General features: G+C 71.3%; 13 protein-coding genes. 6 read left to right on the top strand and 7 right to left on the bottom strand.

Annotated features, from left to right (window positions below; translation table 11 throughout):
- Positions 1–15 precede the first annotated feature (15 nt).
- The 3 genes from HA039_RS07730 to HA039_RS07740 all read right to left on the bottom strand — a co-directional run bounded on the left by HA039_RS07730 (position 16) and on the right by HA039_RS07740 (position 3,753).
- The gene (locus tag HA039_RS07730; protein WP_243870009.1) at positions 16–1,152 is read right to left on the bottom strand and encodes a phospholipase D-like domain-containing protein; all 1,137 of its coding nucleotides are present in this window, start codon (positions 1,150–1,152) and stop codon (positions 16–18) included.
- A 265-nt stretch (positions 1,153–1,417) separates the two neighbouring features.
- On the bottom strand, positions 1,418–2,353 hold the full coding sequence (locus HA039_RS07735; RefSeq protein WP_167025762.1) for an aldo/keto reductase: 936 nt from the start codon (positions 2,351–2,353) through the stop codon (positions 1,418–1,420).
- Positions 2,354–2,469: 116 nt separating this feature from the next.
- A complete protein-coding gene (locus HA039_RS07740; RefSeq protein WP_167025765.1) occupies positions 2,470–3,753 on the bottom strand; it encodes an ROK family transcriptional regulator in 1,284 nt (427 codons plus the stop codon).
- Between the two features lie 157 nt (positions 3,754–3,910).
- On the opposite strand from HA039_RS07740, the gene HA039_RS07745 reads away from it, so the two are divergent.
- The 5 genes from HA039_RS07745 to HA039_RS07765 all read left to right on the top strand — a co-directional run bounded on the left by HA039_RS07745 (position 3,911) and on the right by HA039_RS07765 (position 11,669).
- Positions 3,911–4,876 carry a carbohydrate ABC transporter permease gene (locus HA039_RS07745; protein WP_167025768.1) on the top strand — a complete coding sequence of 322 codons (966 nt, stop codon included), beginning with the start codon at positions 3,911–3,913 and terminating at the stop codon, positions 4,874–4,876.
- A gap of 10 nt (positions 4,877–4,886) precedes the next feature.
- On the top strand, positions 4,887–5,819 hold the full coding sequence (locus HA039_RS07750; RefSeq protein WP_208298563.1) for a carbohydrate ABC transporter permease: 933 nt from the start codon (positions 4,887–4,889) through the stop codon (positions 5,817–5,819).
- An 80-nt stretch (positions 5,820–5,899) separates the two neighbouring features.
- Positions 5,900–7,261 carry an ABC transporter substrate-binding protein gene (locus HA039_RS07755; RefSeq protein ID WP_167025771.1) on the top strand — a complete coding sequence of 454 codons (1,362 nt, stop codon included), beginning with the start codon at positions 5,900–5,902 and terminating at the stop codon, positions 7,259–7,261.
- Between the two features lie 74 nt (positions 7,262–7,335).
- The gene (locus HA039_RS34355; protein WP_167025774.1) at positions 7,336–9,855 is read left to right on the top strand and encodes a glycosyl hydrolase family 95 catalytic domain-containing protein; all 2,520 of its coding nucleotides are present in this window, start codon (positions 7,336–7,338) and stop codon (positions 9,853–9,855) included.
- Positions 9,852–11,669: a right-handed parallel beta-helix repeat-containing protein gene (locus HA039_RS07765; RefSeq protein ID WP_167025777.1), complete on the top strand. Its 1,818-nt coding sequence runs from the start codon at positions 9,852–9,854 to the stop codon at positions 11,667–11,669. Before HA039_RS34355 ends, HA039_RS07765 begins: the two co-directional genes overlap by 4 nt.
- A 51-nt stretch (positions 11,670–11,720) precedes the next feature.
- Here HA039_RS07765 and HA039_RS07770 read toward each other — a convergent pair whose 3' ends face one another.
- The 3 genes from HA039_RS07770 to HA039_RS07780 form a co-directional block, all read right to left on the bottom strand.
- Complete coding sequence (locus HA039_RS07770) at positions 11,721–11,933, bottom strand: hypothetical protein (RefSeq protein ID WP_167025780.1); 213 nt, start codon at positions 11,931–11,933, stop codon at positions 11,721–11,723.
- 157 nt (positions 11,934–12,090) lie between these two features.
- The gene (locus tag HA039_RS07775; RefSeq protein ID WP_167025783.1) at positions 12,091–12,870 is read right to left on the bottom strand and encodes a phosphotransferase family protein; all 780 of its coding nucleotides are present in this window, start codon (positions 12,868–12,870) and stop codon (positions 12,091–12,093) included.
- A 104-nt stretch (positions 12,871–12,974) separates the two neighbouring features.
- A complete protein-coding gene (locus HA039_RS07780) occupies positions 12,975–13,793 on the bottom strand; it encodes a helix-turn-helix transcriptional regulator (RefSeq protein WP_243869275.1) in 819 nt (272 codons plus the stop codon).
- A 150-nt stretch (positions 13,794–13,943) separates the two neighbouring features.
- Here HA039_RS07780 and HA039_RS07785 point away from each other — a divergent pair, with 150 nt between their 5' ends.
- Positions 13,944–15,005: an aldo/keto reductase gene (locus tag HA039_RS07785; RefSeq protein ID WP_167025789.1), complete on the top strand. Its 1,062-nt coding sequence runs from the start codon at positions 13,944–13,946 to the stop codon at positions 15,003–15,005.
- 7 nt (positions 15,006–15,012) lie between these two features.
- Here HA039_RS07785 and HA039_RS07790 read toward each other — a convergent pair whose 3' ends face one another.
- On the bottom strand, positions 15,013–15,840 hold the full coding sequence (locus HA039_RS07790; RefSeq protein ID WP_208298564.1) for a M23 family metallopeptidase: 828 nt from the start codon (positions 15,838–15,840) through the stop codon (positions 15,013–15,015).
- Positions 15,841–15,862 lie beyond the last annotated feature (22 nt).

The raw sequence follows: 15,862 nt of genomic DNA on the forward strand, positions 1-15,862 counted from the left end.
CGGCCGGATCGGCACCTACAGGAACCGGCGGATCGGCGTGACCGCCGCCTCCCGGATCCGTTGGGCGGCGGAGCGCCGCTTCCAGCGGCCCCGCTCGATCCGTTCGCTGACCGCCAGGTCCTCGTCGAAGTGCCCGTCCAGGACGGCGGTGAAGTCCTCGTCCAGGACGGCGAGCATCACCTCCTCGTCGTGGTCGAGGGAACGGCGGTTGAAGTTGGTCGAGCCGGTCAGGGCGGCGATCCCGTCGACGGTGATGACCTTGGCGTGCATCATCGTCGGCTGGTACTGGAAGATCTCCACCCCGCAGGCCAGCAGGGCCTCGTAGTGGTTCTGCCCGGCGAGCTGGCAGACCCGTTTGTCGGTGTGCGGCCCCGGGAGCAGGATCTCCACCGCGACGCCGCGCCGGGCCGCCGCGCACAGCAGCTCCACGAAGTAGGCGTCGGGGGCGAAGTACGCGGTGGCCAGCCGGAACCGCTCCTGGGCCGACTCGATCATGACGCGCAGGAGCGTCTGCATGTCCTGCCAGCCGAAGCTGGCCGAACCGCGGACGACCTGCACCACGGCGTCGCCCTGCGGCTCGTGGCCGGTGAAGCGGTCGTGCGCGTCGAAGAGGGTGTCGTGGCACTCGGCCCAGTTCTGCGCGAAGGCCGCGGCGACACCGTCGACCGCCGGGCCGCGCACCTGGACGTGCGTGTCCCGCCATTCGTCGGCGTTACGGGCGTCGCCGCACCACTCCTCGGCGATCCCCACCCCGCCGGTGTAGGCGACACGTTCGTCCACGACCAGCACCTTGCGGTGGCAGCGGTGGTTCTGCTTCAGCGGCGAGAGGTACAGCGGCTTACGGAACCACGCCACCTCCGCGCCCGCCTCCGCCATCAGGTCGAGCAGGTCCTTCTCGATGAGCCTGCTGCCGAACCCGTCCAACAGCAGCCGTACGCGCACCCCTTCACGCGCCCGGTCGGCCAGGGCCGTCGCGAACCGGCGGGCTATCTCACCCCGCCAGTACACGAACGTCATCATGTCGATGGTGTACTCGGCGCCGCGGATGCTCTTCAGCATCGCGGCGAAGATCTCGTCCCCGTTGCGCAGCGGAAGCAGCGCGTTGCCTTCGGTGGCGGCGATCCCGATCAGCCGTTCCAGGCGGCGCCGCATCCGCTGCTTGCGCTCCGGTACGGATCCGGGCCGGTCGAGGACCGCCCGTTCCGCTTCCTGTTCACCGCGTACCTCTGTCATGCGCCTACCACCTGCCGGGACGTACGGGACCTCCGCGCTTCCGGCGACCGCTGAGGCGACTGCGAGCCGCCCGGAGGGGGGTGACGCACGCGGCTCGCACACCCGTCTGGCCGCGAACGCGGTCCTCAAACCCGGCGGAGGGTACGCCGTGCGTCCGGACTCGGGGGACGAGACTCGGGGGACGTCAGGGGACGAGGTGGCCCGCGGCGCGGAACAGTTCGTACCACTCGGCCCGGGTGAGCGGAAGCTCGGAGCCCTGGGCGGCGCCCGCGACGCGCTCCGGGCTGGTGGTGCCGAGCACGACCTGCATGTGGGCCGGGTGGCGGGTGATCCACGCGGTCGCGATCGCGATGGCCGGGACGTCGTACTGCGCGGCGAGGCGGTCGATGACGGCGTTGAGCTCCGGGTAGTCCGAGGAGCCGAGGAAGACACCGGTGAAGAACCCGGCCTGGAAGGGCGACCAGGCCTGGACGGTGATGTCGTGCAGACGGCAGTAGTCGACGATGCCGCCGCCGTCGAGGGTGTGCGCCTGCTGCTCCGCGAGCATGTTCGTGGAGACGCCCTGGGCGATGATCGGCTGGTGGGTGATCGACAGCTGGAGCTGGTTGGCCACGATGGGCTGGCGTACGTACTTGCGCAGCAGGTCGATCTGGCGCGGGGTCTGGTTCGAGACACCGAAGGCGCGGACCTTGCCGGAGGATTCGAGCTCGTCGAAGGCGCGGGCGACCTCCTCGGGCTCGACCAGCGCGTCGGGCCGGTGGAGGAGCAGGATGTCGATGCGGTCGGTCCCCAGGGCGGCGAGCGAGCCCTCGACGGACTTGACGATGTGCTCGTACGAGAAGTCGTAGTACGGCCCGTCCGGGACGATCCCGGCCTTCGTCTGGATCGTGACCTGGTCGCGCTGCGACGGGGTCAGCGCCATCGCCTCGGCGAAGCGGCGCTCGCAGTGGTGCAGCTCCCCGCCGTAGACGTCCGCGTGGTCGAGGAAGTCGATGCCGGCGTCGCGGGCGACGCGGACGAGTTCGCGGATCTCGTCGTCGGTCTTGTCGGCGATACGCATCAGGCCGAGCACGATGTTCGGGGCGACGATGTCCGTGCCGGGCAGGGTGAAGGTCTTCACGGCGGTGTTCCTTTCGGGTGTGCGGGGCCGCACAGTACAAAAGCGGCCACTCCGCACTGTAGGCGGCCGGGATGTCATCGGCGTCGAGCGGGCCCCGGGCGGGCGCGGCCCGCCGGTCAGGGAGTCGAGAAGGGTACGGAGAAGCGCCCCGCACTCTCGCCCGTGGTGCCGATCCGCAGCGCCTCCGGGCGCGGCGAGAAGGCGTTGTCCAGGACGAGGGTGGCGGCGCCCACGGCGGCCACGTCGCCGGGTATCGACGATTCGCTGAAGCGGATGCCGTGGGGCACCACGAGCCCGGGGTCGGTGCGCACCGCCTCGGGCAGGACGGTCCGCGCGACGGGCGCGATCCGGGACCAGAAGGGGCCGCCGAACACGACCTCTCCGACGTCGAGCAGGTTGACGACCACCACCAGGGCCCGGGCGATCTGCTGCGAGGCGACGGTGAGGATCTCCACGGCCGCCGGAACGCCCGCGTCGGCCGCGTCCGCCAGGAGGCCGAAGGCGGAGCCCACTTGGAGCGAGTCCGTGGTGTCACCCGCCTGACGCTCCGTCAGGACGCCGGCGCGTACCGCCTCCGCGACGAGCGTGCGCGGGGCCGTCACCACACCGACGCAGCCGCGCCGGCCGCAGTCGCACATCAGCCCCGTCGGGTCGACCGGGATGTGCGCGGTGTCACCGGCGTTGGAACTCACCCCGCGCACGGCGGCGCCGCCGAGGGCGACGCCGGTCGCGAAGCCCGTTCCGTAGTACAGGAAGGCGAAGTTGCGGCGTTCGCCCGGCTCGCTGAACCACAGTTCCGACACGACGGCGGCCGTGGCGTCCTTCTCGATGAGCACCGGCAGCCCGGTGGCGAGATGGAGCGCCGATCTCAGTTCCACCCGGTGCCAGCCGGGCAGCATCGGCGGGTTGAGCACCACGCCGGTCTGCGGATCGATGGGTCCCGGTGAGGCGACGCCGAGACCGAGGACCCTCCCGCGGTCGATCTCCGCGGTGAGCAGGAGGGCGTCGAGCATCGCCGCCATCTCCCGTACCACGCCCTCCGCGTCCTGGACCGTGGGGGTCGCCGTACGGATGCGTTCGCGCACCCGCCCGGACAGGTCGATCAGCGCGTAGGTGATCACGGCGGGGTCGATGTGCACGCCGACCGCGAAGCCACCGTTCCGGTTCAGCGTGAGGATCTTCGGCGGCTTGCCGCGGCCCCTGGCCGGCGCGGCCTCCTCGATCACGAGCCCGGCCTCGACCAATCTTCGGCAGACGTTCGAAACCGTCATGCCGCTGAGAGCCGTGAGCGCGGAGATCCCGGTCCGGGTCACGCCCGACGGATGGCGCCGGATCGCGTCGAGGACCACGGCCACGTTGAATTCGGCCAGCGCGCCAAGGTTGACCCCGGTACCGCTCATCTGCGCTTTTCCCCCTCGCTCCGCACGGGACGGTCCCCTTGACCACCCGCCGCGACCTGTCCGTCCGCGCGTCGACCGCTGACGGTGCCTCATGAAACTTTCCTACGTGCAGGGATCTTGACGGGCCTAAAACCTACCCCTACTGTCCGATTAACTAATGACTCTGTTGAAAATACCGAAGGGAGGAGCCGTGTCAACACTGAGCCCCACACGGGTCCCGGCGAGCGGGCCGAAGTCCCGCCGACGGCAATCGGCCCACCGGGGACACGCCACGGCGGCCTGGCTCCTCATCGCGCCGGCACTGATCGGGTTCCTCGTCTTCGCCGTCTACCCGACGGTGCGGGGCACCTATTTCAGCTTCACGACGTACCACATCCTCTCCCCCGCCGAGTGGACCGGACTGGCCAACTTCCGCCAGATGATCCACGACCCGGTGTTCTGGCACTCGCTGAGGGCGACGCTGTACTTCGTCGTCCTCAGCGTCACGATCGGCATCCTGGTCTCGCTGCTCACCGCGGTCATCCTCCACCGGCTGACCCGCTCGACGGTCATCCGCGGCCTGGTCATCCTCCCCTTCCTCATCTCCGGGGTGGTCGCGGCGGTCATCTGGTCCTGGATGCTCGACCCGCAGTTGGGCATCGTGAACGTCGCGATCAAGGCGGTGACCGGACAGCGCGTCGAGTTCCTCGGGTCGAGCGCGCTCGCGATCCCCTCCGTCGCGATGATCAGCGTCTGGAAGTCGATGGGCTACAACGCGGTCCTGATCTTCGCCGGCCTCCAGACCATCCCGGGCGAGATCTACGAGGCCGCCCGCCTGGACGGAGCGTCCGAGGTCAGGATGTTCCGCCACATCACGGTGCCGTTGCTGCGGCCGATCCTGGCCATGGTCGTGATCCTGACGGTCATCAGCTCCATCCAGGTGTTCGACATCGTGCAGGTGGCCACCAAGGGCGGCCCCGCCAACGCCAGCAACGTGCTCCAGATGTACATCTACGACACGGCGTTCAGCCAGTACAACTTCGGCTACGCGTCGGCGATGTCGCTCGCCCTGTTCGCGATGCTCACCGCCATCACCTTCATCCAGCTGCGGGTGTCCCGCGCCAACGAGTCCGACACGAACTGAGGACAGCCCGGTGTCACTACTCTCCTCAACCCAGCGAGTCGCGGGAAAGCCGCGCGCCTCGACCCGGCCGTCGCGGCCGCCGATCGGGCGCGCCGCCGCGTGGATCTACGTCGGCGTCATCCTGGCCGTCACGATCTTCCCGTTCTACTGGATCCTGCGCACCGCGCTGTCGTCCAACGACGCCCTGTCGCGCGACCCCCAGTCGCTGGCGCCGGTCGGCCTCACGCTCAACGGCTTCGGACGTGTCCTCGGGCTGGTCCACGGCAACGCCACGGGCACACTGAGCGCGCTCGACTCGGGCGATCTGCTGCTCTACCTGCGCAACTCCACGCTGTACGCGTCGCTCATGACCGTGGCCGTCATCTTCTGCTCGACCACCGCGGCCTACGCGTTCTCGCGCCTCCACTGGCGGGGCCGCAACCTGATCTTCTCCCTGTTCCTCGTGGCGCTGATGGTCCCCGGCATCATGAGCATGCTGCCGAACTTCGTCCTCATCAAGGACCTCGGCCTCCTCAACACCTTCCCCGGACTGATCCTGCCGGGCGCCCTGTTCTCGGCGTTCAACATCTTCTTCCTACGGCAGTTCATGCTCGGCCTGCCGAGCGAGATCGACGAGGCGGCACGGATCGACGGGGCGGGGCCGATCAGGTCCCTGTTCTCCGTCACCATCCCGATGACCATGGGTCCGATCACCACCCTGACGATCCTGACCTTCATCAACACCTGGAACGAGTACTTCTGGCCGCTGCTCGTCACGAACGACAAGAGCACCGAGCCGCTCACCGTGGGGCTCGCCTCGTTCCAGCAGAACGCCCCGACCGTGGCACCCGACTGGGGCGGACTCATGGCCGCGACGCTCGTCGCCGCCCTGCCGATGCTCCTCGTGTTCGTGATCTTCGGTCGGCGCATCGTCAACTCCATCGGTTTCACGGGCATCCGCTGACAGCGGCGGAGCCCCTCTCCCCCTTGCCGGTACGTCCTCTTCACGCTCCCGGCACATCCAACTCAACGAGGAGTACTGGAATGAAGCGCAAGTCGCTCACCGCTCTGGTCGCGGTCGCCCTGGCCGGCGCCACGGCTCTCACGGGTTGTTCGTCCAGCAGCGGCGGAACAACGAAGACGGCCGACGGCAAGACCGTCATCAACTACTGGAACTGGGACCCGAACATGGTGACCGCCATGGGTGCCTGCGTCTCCGGCTTCGAGAAGGCCAACCCCAAGTACACGGTCAAGATCTCCCGCTACAACGTGCCGGACTACTTCACGAAGCTGACCGCCAACTTCGTCGCGGGCAACGCGCCGGACGTCTTCCAGGCCTCGGGCCAGTACTACCCGACGTACATCGCGCAGCACCAGATAGCCGAGATCGGCCCGATGCTGAAGCAGAACGGCTACCAGAACAACTTCGCCAAGGGCATCGACCCGGTCACGGGCGCCGACGGCAAGACGTACGGCCTGACGGTCGACTGGAACGCCACCGGCATCTACTACAACAAGGACCTGCTGGCCAAGGCCGGTGTCACCGAGGCGCAGCTCCAGGACCTGACCTGGAACCCCACCGACGGCGGCACCTTCGGCAAGGTCGTCAAGGCGCTCACCGTCGACGAGAAGGGCAAGCACGGCAACCAGCCCGGCTTCGACGCCAAGCACGTCGCGACGTACGGCTTCCAGCTCATGGCCCCGCAGGACCCCAACGGCTCGCAGACGTTCAGCTCCTTCGCGGGCGCCCTCGGCTGGCAGGCCGGCGACCAGTTCCCGTACCCGACGCAGATCCCGTACTCGGACCCCCGCTTCAGCCAGACGATGAAGTACCTGCGCTCCCTCTCCGACGACGGGTACGCCCCGAAGATCGGCGAGTTCGGCGCGAACACGAGCGTCGAGGACCAGCTCACCAGCGGCAAGATCGCCATGATGATCCAGGGATCGTGGGACGTGGCCACCTTCGCCGGCAACTCGAAGGTCAAGGTCGGCGTCGCGCCCCTGGTCAAGGACAGCAAGACCGGCAACCGCCTCATCCAGGGCGGCGGCGACCTCGAATTCATGTGGCAGGGGTCGAAGAACAAGGACGGCGCCTACAAGTGGCTGACCTACATGACCTCCGACGCCTGCCAGAAGGCGGCCGCGCAGGCCAACCCGGCCTTCTTCTCCGGCATCCCGGCGGTGTTCGACACGACGGCCAAGCAGGTGGCGGACAAGGGCATGGACATCTCCGCCTTCAGCAACTACCTGAAGAGCGGTCTGAGCGCCGGCGCCAACTACTCCAACGGCGCGGGACTCCAGACGGCGATCGTCCCGACCTTCCAGCAGTACTGGGAGCACCAGGTCGGCGACAGCGTGTTCGCGCAGCTCCAGGAGAAGAGCAAGCAGACCATCGCGCAGAAGTGACACCCGCCCGGCGGAGGTGAGATCCGCCGGGCAGCAGTGGGATCCGTCGAGCGAAGACCAAGGTGACACGCAGGATGATGGACACGACCCCCGTCGACGGCGACCTTCACCGGCTGGTCTTCGACGCCCCCGCGCGGAGCTGGCTGGAGGCCGCGCCGCTGGGCAACGGACGCCTGGGCGCCCTCGTCCACGGCGGCACCGCGCGGGAGCGGATCTCGCTCAACGACGGCACGGCGTGGTCGGGCGGGCCGGCGAGTGCCCCCCGGCCGCCCGCCGACGCACCGGAGGCGGTACGGCGGGCACGCCGCCACCTGGAACAGGGCGCGTACGACGCGGCGACCCGGGAGGTCCAGCACGTGCAGTCGGGGTGGGCGCAGTCCTACCTCCCCTTCGCGGACGTCGTCCTCACCCTGGCGGCGCCGTCCGGAGGGGCAGCGTCCCGGCACGACGGGAGCGCGGACGGCCCGTCCCACGAGAGCGCGGACGCCCCGTCCCACGGGAGTACGGACGACCCGTACCGGCGCGTGCTGGACCTGCGGCACGCGGAGGTCGAGACGCACTTCCGCGTCGGCGGTGTCGGGGTGCGCCGGCGGGTGTTCGTCTCCGCGCCCGACGCGGTGCTCGTCGTGTCGGTCGAGGCGGACGCGCCCCTGGACGTGGGTGTCGAGCTGACCACCCCACTCGGCTTCCTTCGCCGGGAGTCGGCGGACGACTCGACGGAGCTGCGCTTCCGGATGCCGTCCGACGTACCGCCGCCGCACGAACCGGACCACCCCGTCGTCTGGTCCGACGCACCCGGCGACGCCCTGCGGGGCGCCGTCCACGCGCGGATCGGCCACAACGGGACCCTCGCCTCCTCCCCCGGCACGGGCGCGCCGGTCGTGCGGTCGGCGACCCGGGTGGACCTCGTCGTCGCGACGGCCACGACCTTCGACGGGATCGCGCGGCCGCCCCGTACGGACGAGGCACTGGACGCGGCGGCGGAGGCGGCCGCCTCGGCATTCCGCAGGGGCGTCCCGGAGCTGCGCGCCCGCCACCGCGCGGATCACGCGGCGCGGTACGACCGCGTCGCGCTGCGGATCGGGGGCGGCCCGGGCGAGGTGGCCGGGCCCGGCGGCCGGGAGGCGAACGACGACAGCCGGTCCGTCGCCACGTGGCGCCGGGTGACGGCGGCCGTCGAGGGCGACGTGCTCGCCGACGACCCCGGTTTGGCGGTGCTGTTGTTCCACTACGGCCGGTACCTGCTGCTCGCGAGCTCGCGGCCCGGCGGCCTGCCCGCCACCCTCCAGGGGTTGTGGAACACCGAACTGCGCGCGCCGTGGAGTTCGGGCTACACCCTGAACATCAACACCGAGATGAACTACTGGGCGGCCGGGGTCACCGACCTCGCCGAATGCGCCGCCCCGCTGCTCGACCTCGTCGAGGCGCTCGCCGTCACGGGCGCCGCCACCGCCCGCGAGCTGTACGCGTCGCCCGGCTGGGTCGCCCACCACAACACCGACGCGTGGGCCTACACACCGCCCGTCGGCACGGGGGACGCCGACCCGGCCTGGGCGTTCTGGCCGATGGCCGGCGCCTGGCTGTCGCTGGAGCTGGCCGACCTGGTGCGGTTCGGCCACCCCGAACTGCGCGACCGGGTCAGGCCGTTGTTGCGCGGCGCCGCCGAGTTCGTCCTGCATCAGCTCGTCCCCTCCGACGACGGCACGCTCGGTACGAGCCCGTCCACGTCACCGGAGAACCACTTCGTCACCCCGGGCGGCGGCGCCAGTGCGGTGGGCCGGTCGTCCGCGATGGATCTCGCCCTCGCCACCGCCCTGTTCGACGCCGTCACGGAGTTCGCGACCGGCGACAGCGGCGGAGACGGCGAGGGTACGGACGAGCTGCTCGCCCGCGTGCGCCGCGCGCGGGCGCTGGTCCCCGGCCCCTCGGCGGGGCGCGACGGCCTGATCGCCGAGTGGCGCGACGACCCGGTGCCCGCAGAGCCGTACCACCGGCACCTCAGCCACCTCTGGCCCCTCTTCCCCGGGCCCGGCCTCCCCCCGGACCTCCACCCGAACGCCGCCGCCTCGATCGACGCGCGCGGCGACGAGTCGACCGGCTGGTCCCTCGCCTGGCGCATCGCGCTGCGCGCCCGCCTGAGGCAGCCGGACCACGTCGAGCGACTCGTCCGGCTGATGCTCCGCCCCGCTCCCGCCGACCAGGTCGGGCAGCGCGCGGGCCTGTACCCCAACCTGTTCGCCGCGCACCCCCCGTTCCAGATCGACGGCAATCTCGGGTACGTCGCCGGCATCGCGGAGGCGCTCCTCCAGAGTCACGCGGGCCGCATCGAGCTGCTGCCGGCCGTGCCCGCGGCCTGGGCGCGCGGATCGGTACGGGGGCTGGTCGCCCGCCCCGGGGTGGGCGTCGACCTCGTGTGGGACGCCGACGAGCACGGCCGTCCCGCGCTCGTCTCCGCGACCCTCACCCCGCGCGGCGAACGGGCACGGAGACCGGTCACGGTCGTCGCGCACGGCCGCCGTACCACCATCGACCTGACACACGGAGCCGTCACCCTGGACGGTCGGCAACTCGTAGGGAGAACGACCCGCTCATGACCGTACCGACCACCCCCGCGCCGCCCCGCCACCTCATCGAGGTGACCGCCCACGGCGCGGACCCCACGGGCGCGCGCGACTCCGCGCCCGCCGTACAGGACGCGATCGCCGCGGCGCACCGGGCGGGCGGCCCCGTGACGCTCCGCTTCGCGCCCGGGACGTACGCCTTCCGGGCGTCGTCGGCGGTACGCCGTGAGCTGTACGTCTCGAACACCGTGGGCGCCGATCCCCGCTACCGCGAGAAGGCGATCGGGATCCTGCTGGAGGGGTTCGACGACGTCGAGATCGACGGCGGTGGCGCGCTGTTCGAGTACCACGGCCGTCAGACGTCGATCGCGGTGGTCGACTGCGGCCGGGCCGAACTGCACGACTTCGCCGTGGACATGGTGCAGCCGACCGTGGTCGAGGTGACCGTGCGGGAGACCGGGGTCGCCGACGCCGGACCGTACCGCCTGCTCTCGGTGCCGCCGGGTACGGATGTCCGTCCGCACGGCCGGACGGTGACCTGGGTGGGCGAGGCCGACCCGGCCGGCGGCGATCCGGCGTGGACGGGTGAGGGGAAGCTCGACTACTGCCAGGTGTTCGACCCGCGCGCGAACCGCACCTGGCGGACGGACTGCCCGCTCTTCGAGCACGTGGAACGGATCACCGCGACGCCCGACGGCCTGCGCGTCGAGTACCGGGCCGACGCCCCCGTACCCGACGACCAGGGGCTCGTCTACCAGCTGCGGCACACCGACCGCGACCACCCGGGCGCGTTCGTCCTGGAGAGCGAGTACGCCCGGTTCCGCGGCGTGCGCTTCGGCTACCTGCACGGATTCGGGCTGCTGGCGCAGAGCGGCGGCGATCTCCTCGTGCAGGACTGCGTCTTCGCCACGCGGGAGGGGACGGGGCGGACCACGGCCGGTTTCGCGGACTTCGTGCAGGCGTCCGGCCTGAGCGGCCGGGTGGTGGTGGAGGACTGCCGGTTCGACGGCGCGCACGACGACGCGATCAACGTGCACGGGCTCTACCTGCGGGTCGACCGGGTGGACGGCGACGAACTGGAGCTGAGCTATCCGCACCCGGAGACCGCCGGTTTCCCGCAGTTCGCGGCCGGCGAGCGATGCGAGATCGTACGGGTCGGGGACGGCGCCGTCGTCGCGACCGACGTGGAGGTGCTGGGCGTCGACGGGCCGAGCGGGCGGGACCACGCCCACGACCTGACGCGGATGCGCGTGCGGTGCGCGCGTCCGCTGCCCGACGCCGTCGCCGCCTCGGGGCCGGGTGAGCTGGCCGTGGAGAACATCACCCGCACGCCGTCCGTGACGGTGCGGCGCTCGACCTTCGCCAACCTGCCGACGCGCGGGGTCCTCGTGTCGACGCGCAAGCCGGTCCTGATCGAGGACTGCGTGTTCTCCGGTCTCGGCATGGCCGGCGTCCTGATCACCTGCGAGGCGGGCAGCTACTGGGAGTCGGGGCCGGTGGCCGACTGCACCGTCCGCCGCAACCGGTTCGAGGATCTCGGCGGCCCGGCGGTGCTGATCAGCCCCCCGCACTTCCCGGCGGCGGGCGCGGCCGTGCACCGCGACATCCGCGTGGTCGGCAACGAGGTCACGAACTGCGCGTCGTGGCCGAACGACAACCCCCGGCCCGGCCCGGACTCCGGCAACTGGCTCGTGGACGCGACCAGCGTCGACCACCTGGTCGTGACGGACAACACCACCACCGCGGGAGCCCTTTCGGTACGGCTCGACCACTGCCCGGACGCACAGGTGGAGGCGGGCACGGGCAGCCCGGTCGACGTCGACAGGCCCGGCACGGAGGCGCCGTAATGACGCCCGCCCCGCCGGATCACGGCCGGCGGGTGCGTCCGCGTGGCGCGCTCAGTCCGAGCAACCGTCGGTGCCGGAACCATCGGCGGCGGCCGTGACGGACACCCGGTAGCCCGCGCCCGAGCGGAACTCGGGCCCTGCCGCGCTGTCCTCGGCGGCCAGGATCTCCGCGGTCAGGAAGTAGACGTCCAGCGTCGCGGTGTCACCGGCCCCGCCGACCTTGTCGGCCCCCGCACGGGTGAAGCAGAGGCTCGCCGGCCGCACGTCCTTCGCCGACCGCCGCGTGCCCCGCGACGGCTCCCAACCGTCCCGCTCGGCGGCCGCCCGGTAGTGCCAGGAGCACGGACGCCGTCCGCGTTCTTCCGGTACGAAGTATCAAGTCGCTTCCCGTACTGAGGTGTTGAGGCGGTCGACGCCATCCTCACATCCGGGATCTCAGCACGTCGACCTCGCAGCCGGGCGCGAACGGGTCGAAGCCGTGCCCGGCCAGCCAGCGCACCACCAGCAGGCTCCGCAAGGACCACCAGGCGCGGATCACGTCGAGATCGAGGTCGACGCCGCCCTCGGTGCCGTAGCCCGTAACAAGATCACCGAGGCGTTCCTCGTGCCCGAGGGTGAGGGTGGCGAGGTCGTACAGGGGATCGCCCCGGCCCGCCTCGGACCAGTCGATGATGCCGGTGACCTCGTCGTCCTCGGTGAAGACGTGGGTGATCTGGAGGTCGCCGTGGGTGAAGGCAGGCGTCCAGGGCCGGAACGCGGCCTGGGCCACCCGGCGGTTGCGGGCGACGAGGTCGGCGGGCAGGACGCCGGTCGTCACGAGCAGCTCGCACTCGGCGTCGAGTTCGGCCGCGAGCGCGCCGGGGTCCCGGCCGGCCGCGCCGGGGTCCCGGCCGGCCGCGCCGGGCCGGGGCGGCAACGGAGCGTCGTGCAGCTTCCGTACGGCGGCGCCCGCCGCGGCCCACGCCGCCGGTGACGCGGGCGACGGTTCGCCGAGGCGGCCGAGCGCCGTCCCCGGGACCGCGGCGATCGCGAGCACGGGCGGCTCGCGCCACAGCACCCGCGGGGTCGGGACCGGCACCAGGCCCATCGCCTCGACCTCGGCGTCGATGCGCGCCTGATCGGCGTCGACCTTCAGGAACACGTCGCCGACGCGCAGCGTCGCGCGCTCGGAGTGGGCGACGACCACTTCGACCTCATCCATGGGCGCCCAGTATCCCGAGGACAACGGCCGCCGTCGCGGGCTTTGTCACGCGCGGGAGCGTGAGAGCGCGGCTGCCGCCCAACTTCCGCAGCCCTCCCGCCACTTCACCCCGCGCACAACCGGTCCAGCGCCGACCGGCTCCCGTCGTCCGCCGCACGGCAGATCATCAACCGCTGGCCGGGATCCTGGAGCGGTACGAGCACCTCGAAGTGCACGGCGATCACACCGGCGCGAGGATGCCGCAGCACCTTGTCCCCCCGGCCGTGGACCGTCACGTCCCGCTCCTCCCACAGGCGCGCGAACTCCTCGTTGTGGGAGGCGCATTCGGCGATGAGGTCGATCAGCGCCCGGTCCTCCGGGTGCGCCGCCCACGCCGCGCGCAGGTGCGCGACTCCCTCCCGTACGACCCGTTCACGATCGACGTAGAACGCGCTCATCCCCGGGTGCACCAGGCACAACCACATCGCGTTGCGCCGCGACGGCGGCAGGGTGTCGAAGTCCAGGAAGAGCCGGGCCATTTCGGCGTTCCAGGCCAGGATGTCGTAGCGGTGGTTCATCAACACGGCCGGCAGCGGCGACAGATCGGCCACCAGCCGGGCCAGCGGCGGCGCCGCGGCGGTCGCGGGTTCGCCGGCCGTACGGGGGCGCTGCCCGGCCAGGTCGAAGAGGTAGGCGCGTTCCTCGGGGATCAGGCGCAGCGCCCCGGCCAACGCCTCCACCACGTTCGCCGAGGGCCTCGGTCCCCGGGCCTGTTCGAGCCGCACGAGGTAGTCGACGCTGACCCCGGCCCGTTCGGCGACCTCCTCGCGGCGCAGTCCCGGGGTCCGCCGGGCCTGCTGCCGCGACGGCAGGTCGAAGTCGTCCGGGTCCAGGCGTTCCCGCCGGGTCCGCAGGAACGCGGCCAGTTCCTGTGTCGTGTTCACGGTCCGGGTCGTCACACCGGCTCCAACAGGCTGGGGAGGACCGCTGTTCCCAGGAACGTCCTTCCCTTACCCCCGCCCCGCGCCCGTCGCAGGCTGATCCCCGGCAACGGATCACATGCACCCGCACCCGCATCTACGCAGGAGGACACCATGTCGCTCACTCTCGACACCTACCGGCTGCTCGGCCGCTCCGGACTGCGGGTCTCCCCGCTGGCGCTGGGCGCGGCGACCTTCGGCACCGAGTGGGGCTGGGGCGCCGGGCGGGACGAGGCACGCAAGCTGTTCGACCTGTACGTCGAGCGCGGCGGCAACTTCGTCGACACCGCCAACACGTACACCAACGGCAGCTCCGAACGCCTGCTGGGCGAGTTCACCCGCGACCACCGCGAACGCCTGGTGCTGGCGACGAAGTACACCACGCAGCGCCGGCCGGGCGACCCGAACTCCGGTGGCTCCCACCGCAAGAGCCTGTTCGCGTCGGTGGAGGCCAGTCTGCGGCAGCTGGACACGGACTACATCGATGTCCTCTACCTGCACGTGTGGGACTTCACGACCCCGGTCGAAGAGATCCTGCGCGGCATGGACGACCTGGTCCGGCAGGGCAAGGTCCTGTACGTGGCGATCTCCAACGCCCCGGCCTGGCAGGTGTCGCGCATGCAGGCGATCGCCGACCTGCGCGGCTGGTCGCCGCTGGTGGCCCTCCAGATCGAGTACAACCTGATCGAGCGTTCCGGGGAGCGCGACCTGATGCCGATGGCACGCGAGATGGGATTGGGCGTGGTGCCGTACTCGCCGCTGGCCGGCGGCGTGCTCACCGGCAAGTACACCCGCGACGACCTGACCACCACCCGGGCCGCCGCCGACGGCACCCGCAAGGACTTCACCCTCGCCACCGGGGGCCTCACCGCACGCGGCCTGGACATCGCCGAAGTGGTGAAGGAGGTCGCCGCGGAGCTGGGCCGCTCGACGGCCCAGGTCGGGTTGGCCTGGACCCTGCGGAACCCGGACGTGACGTCCTCGCTCGTCGGCGCCCGGACGGTCGCCCAACTGGAGGACAACCTGGGCGCGTTGGAGGTCGAGTTCACACCCGACCAGCAGGCGCGCCTGGACGCGGCCGGCGCGATCGACCTCGGCTTCCCGCACGACCTGCTCGCCGGTGACCGCATGCGCGCGGTGACCCAGGGCAACCTGAGGCTGGCTCCCCGCCGCTGACCCCGGCTCAGTGTCCGGCGGAGGTTCCGGCCGACGTGAAGTGCACGGTGTCCTCGGGCACTCCGTGGTGTTCGGCCCCGCGGTCGTCGCGGTAGCGCCACGCGAAGGGCAGGCCGTGGGCGGTCTCGGGGTCGGGGCCGCTCATGAGCTGGAAGTGCAGGTGCGGCTCGGAGGAGTTGCCGGAGTTGCCGCACTCGGCCAACTGCTGCCCGGCGGCGACCCGTTCGCCCACGGCGACACGGAGGGAGCCACGCCTCAGATGGGCGAAGCCCGCGTACACACCCTCGCCCAGTTCGAGAATGACGAAGTTGCCCCACAGATGCCGGGGCCGGCCCAAGCTCCGTACGAACCCCTCCAGGAAGAGGTAGGCCAGGCCCGGCAGTGAGTCACGACCGAAGTGATCCCGCTGACGCCCGGCGACGGCGACCACCACCCCGTCACCGGGTGCCAGCACGGGACGGCCGAAGGCGGGATAACGGTCCGGACGGCCGCCGAGCGACCAGAGCCGACGAACCCCGGGCGCGGACTCCTCGCCGGGAGGGAAGGTCAGGTCGATGGCGTAGGTCTGCGCATGGCTGTGCGTATGACTGGGCACCTTGGTGCCGGGCCCGTTGACGGCCCGCCACCGCCCGGCGACCGGCACCCCGACCGGAACCGGCACCAACCCGCCGGGCGGACGCTGATCCCGCCACAGACTCCACCGCATGAGCCCGGCGACCACCAGGAGGCCCACCCCGGCGTACCACAACGGACCCAGCCCCTCCCTGTTCACCAGAACGCAGAGCGCCCCACCACCGAAGACCGGGCCGTGCCACTTCCGTAAGTCCGTCAGCAAGAACGCACCTCGTTCGCTCGAT

Origin of the sequence: Streptomyces liangshanensis (genome assembly GCF_011694815.1) — a bacterium.
Classification (GTDB): domain Bacteria; phylum Actinomycetota; class Actinomycetes; order Streptomycetales; family Streptomycetaceae; genus Streptomyces; species Streptomyces liangshanensis.

Bases quoted from the DNA above. Each gene is read 5' to 3' on its own strand.
- HA039_RS07730 (WP_243870009.1), bottom strand. From the start codon at position 1,152: ATGCGGCGCCGCCTGGAACGGCTGATCGGGATCGCCGCCACCGAAGGC.
- HA039_RS07740 (WP_167025765.1), bottom strand. From the start codon at position 3,753: ATGAGCGGTACCGGGGTCAACCTTGGCGCGCTGGCCGAATTCAACGTG.
- HA039_RS07745 (WP_167025768.1), top strand. From the start codon at position 3,911: ATGACTCTGTTGAAAATACCGAAGGGAGGAGCCGTGTCAACACTGAGC.
- HA039_RS07755 (WP_167025771.1), top strand. From the start codon at position 5,900: ATGAAGCGCAAGTCGCTCACCGCTCTGGTCGCGGTCGCCCTGGCCGGC.
- HA039_RS34355 (WP_167025774.1), top strand. From the start codon at position 7,336: ATGATGGACACGACCCCCGTCGACGGCGACCTTCACCGGCTGGTCTTC.
- HA039_RS07765 (WP_167025777.1), top strand. From the start codon at position 9,852: ATGACCGTACCGACCACCCCCGCGCCGCCCCGCCACCTCATCGAGGTG.
- HA039_RS07775 (WP_167025783.1), bottom strand. From the start codon at position 12,870: ATGGATGAGGTCGAAGTGGTCGTCGCCCACTCCGAGCGCGCGACGCTG.
- HA039_RS07785 (WP_167025789.1), top strand. From the start codon at position 13,944: ATGTCGCTCACTCTCGACACCTACCGGCTGCTCGGCCGCTCCGGACTG.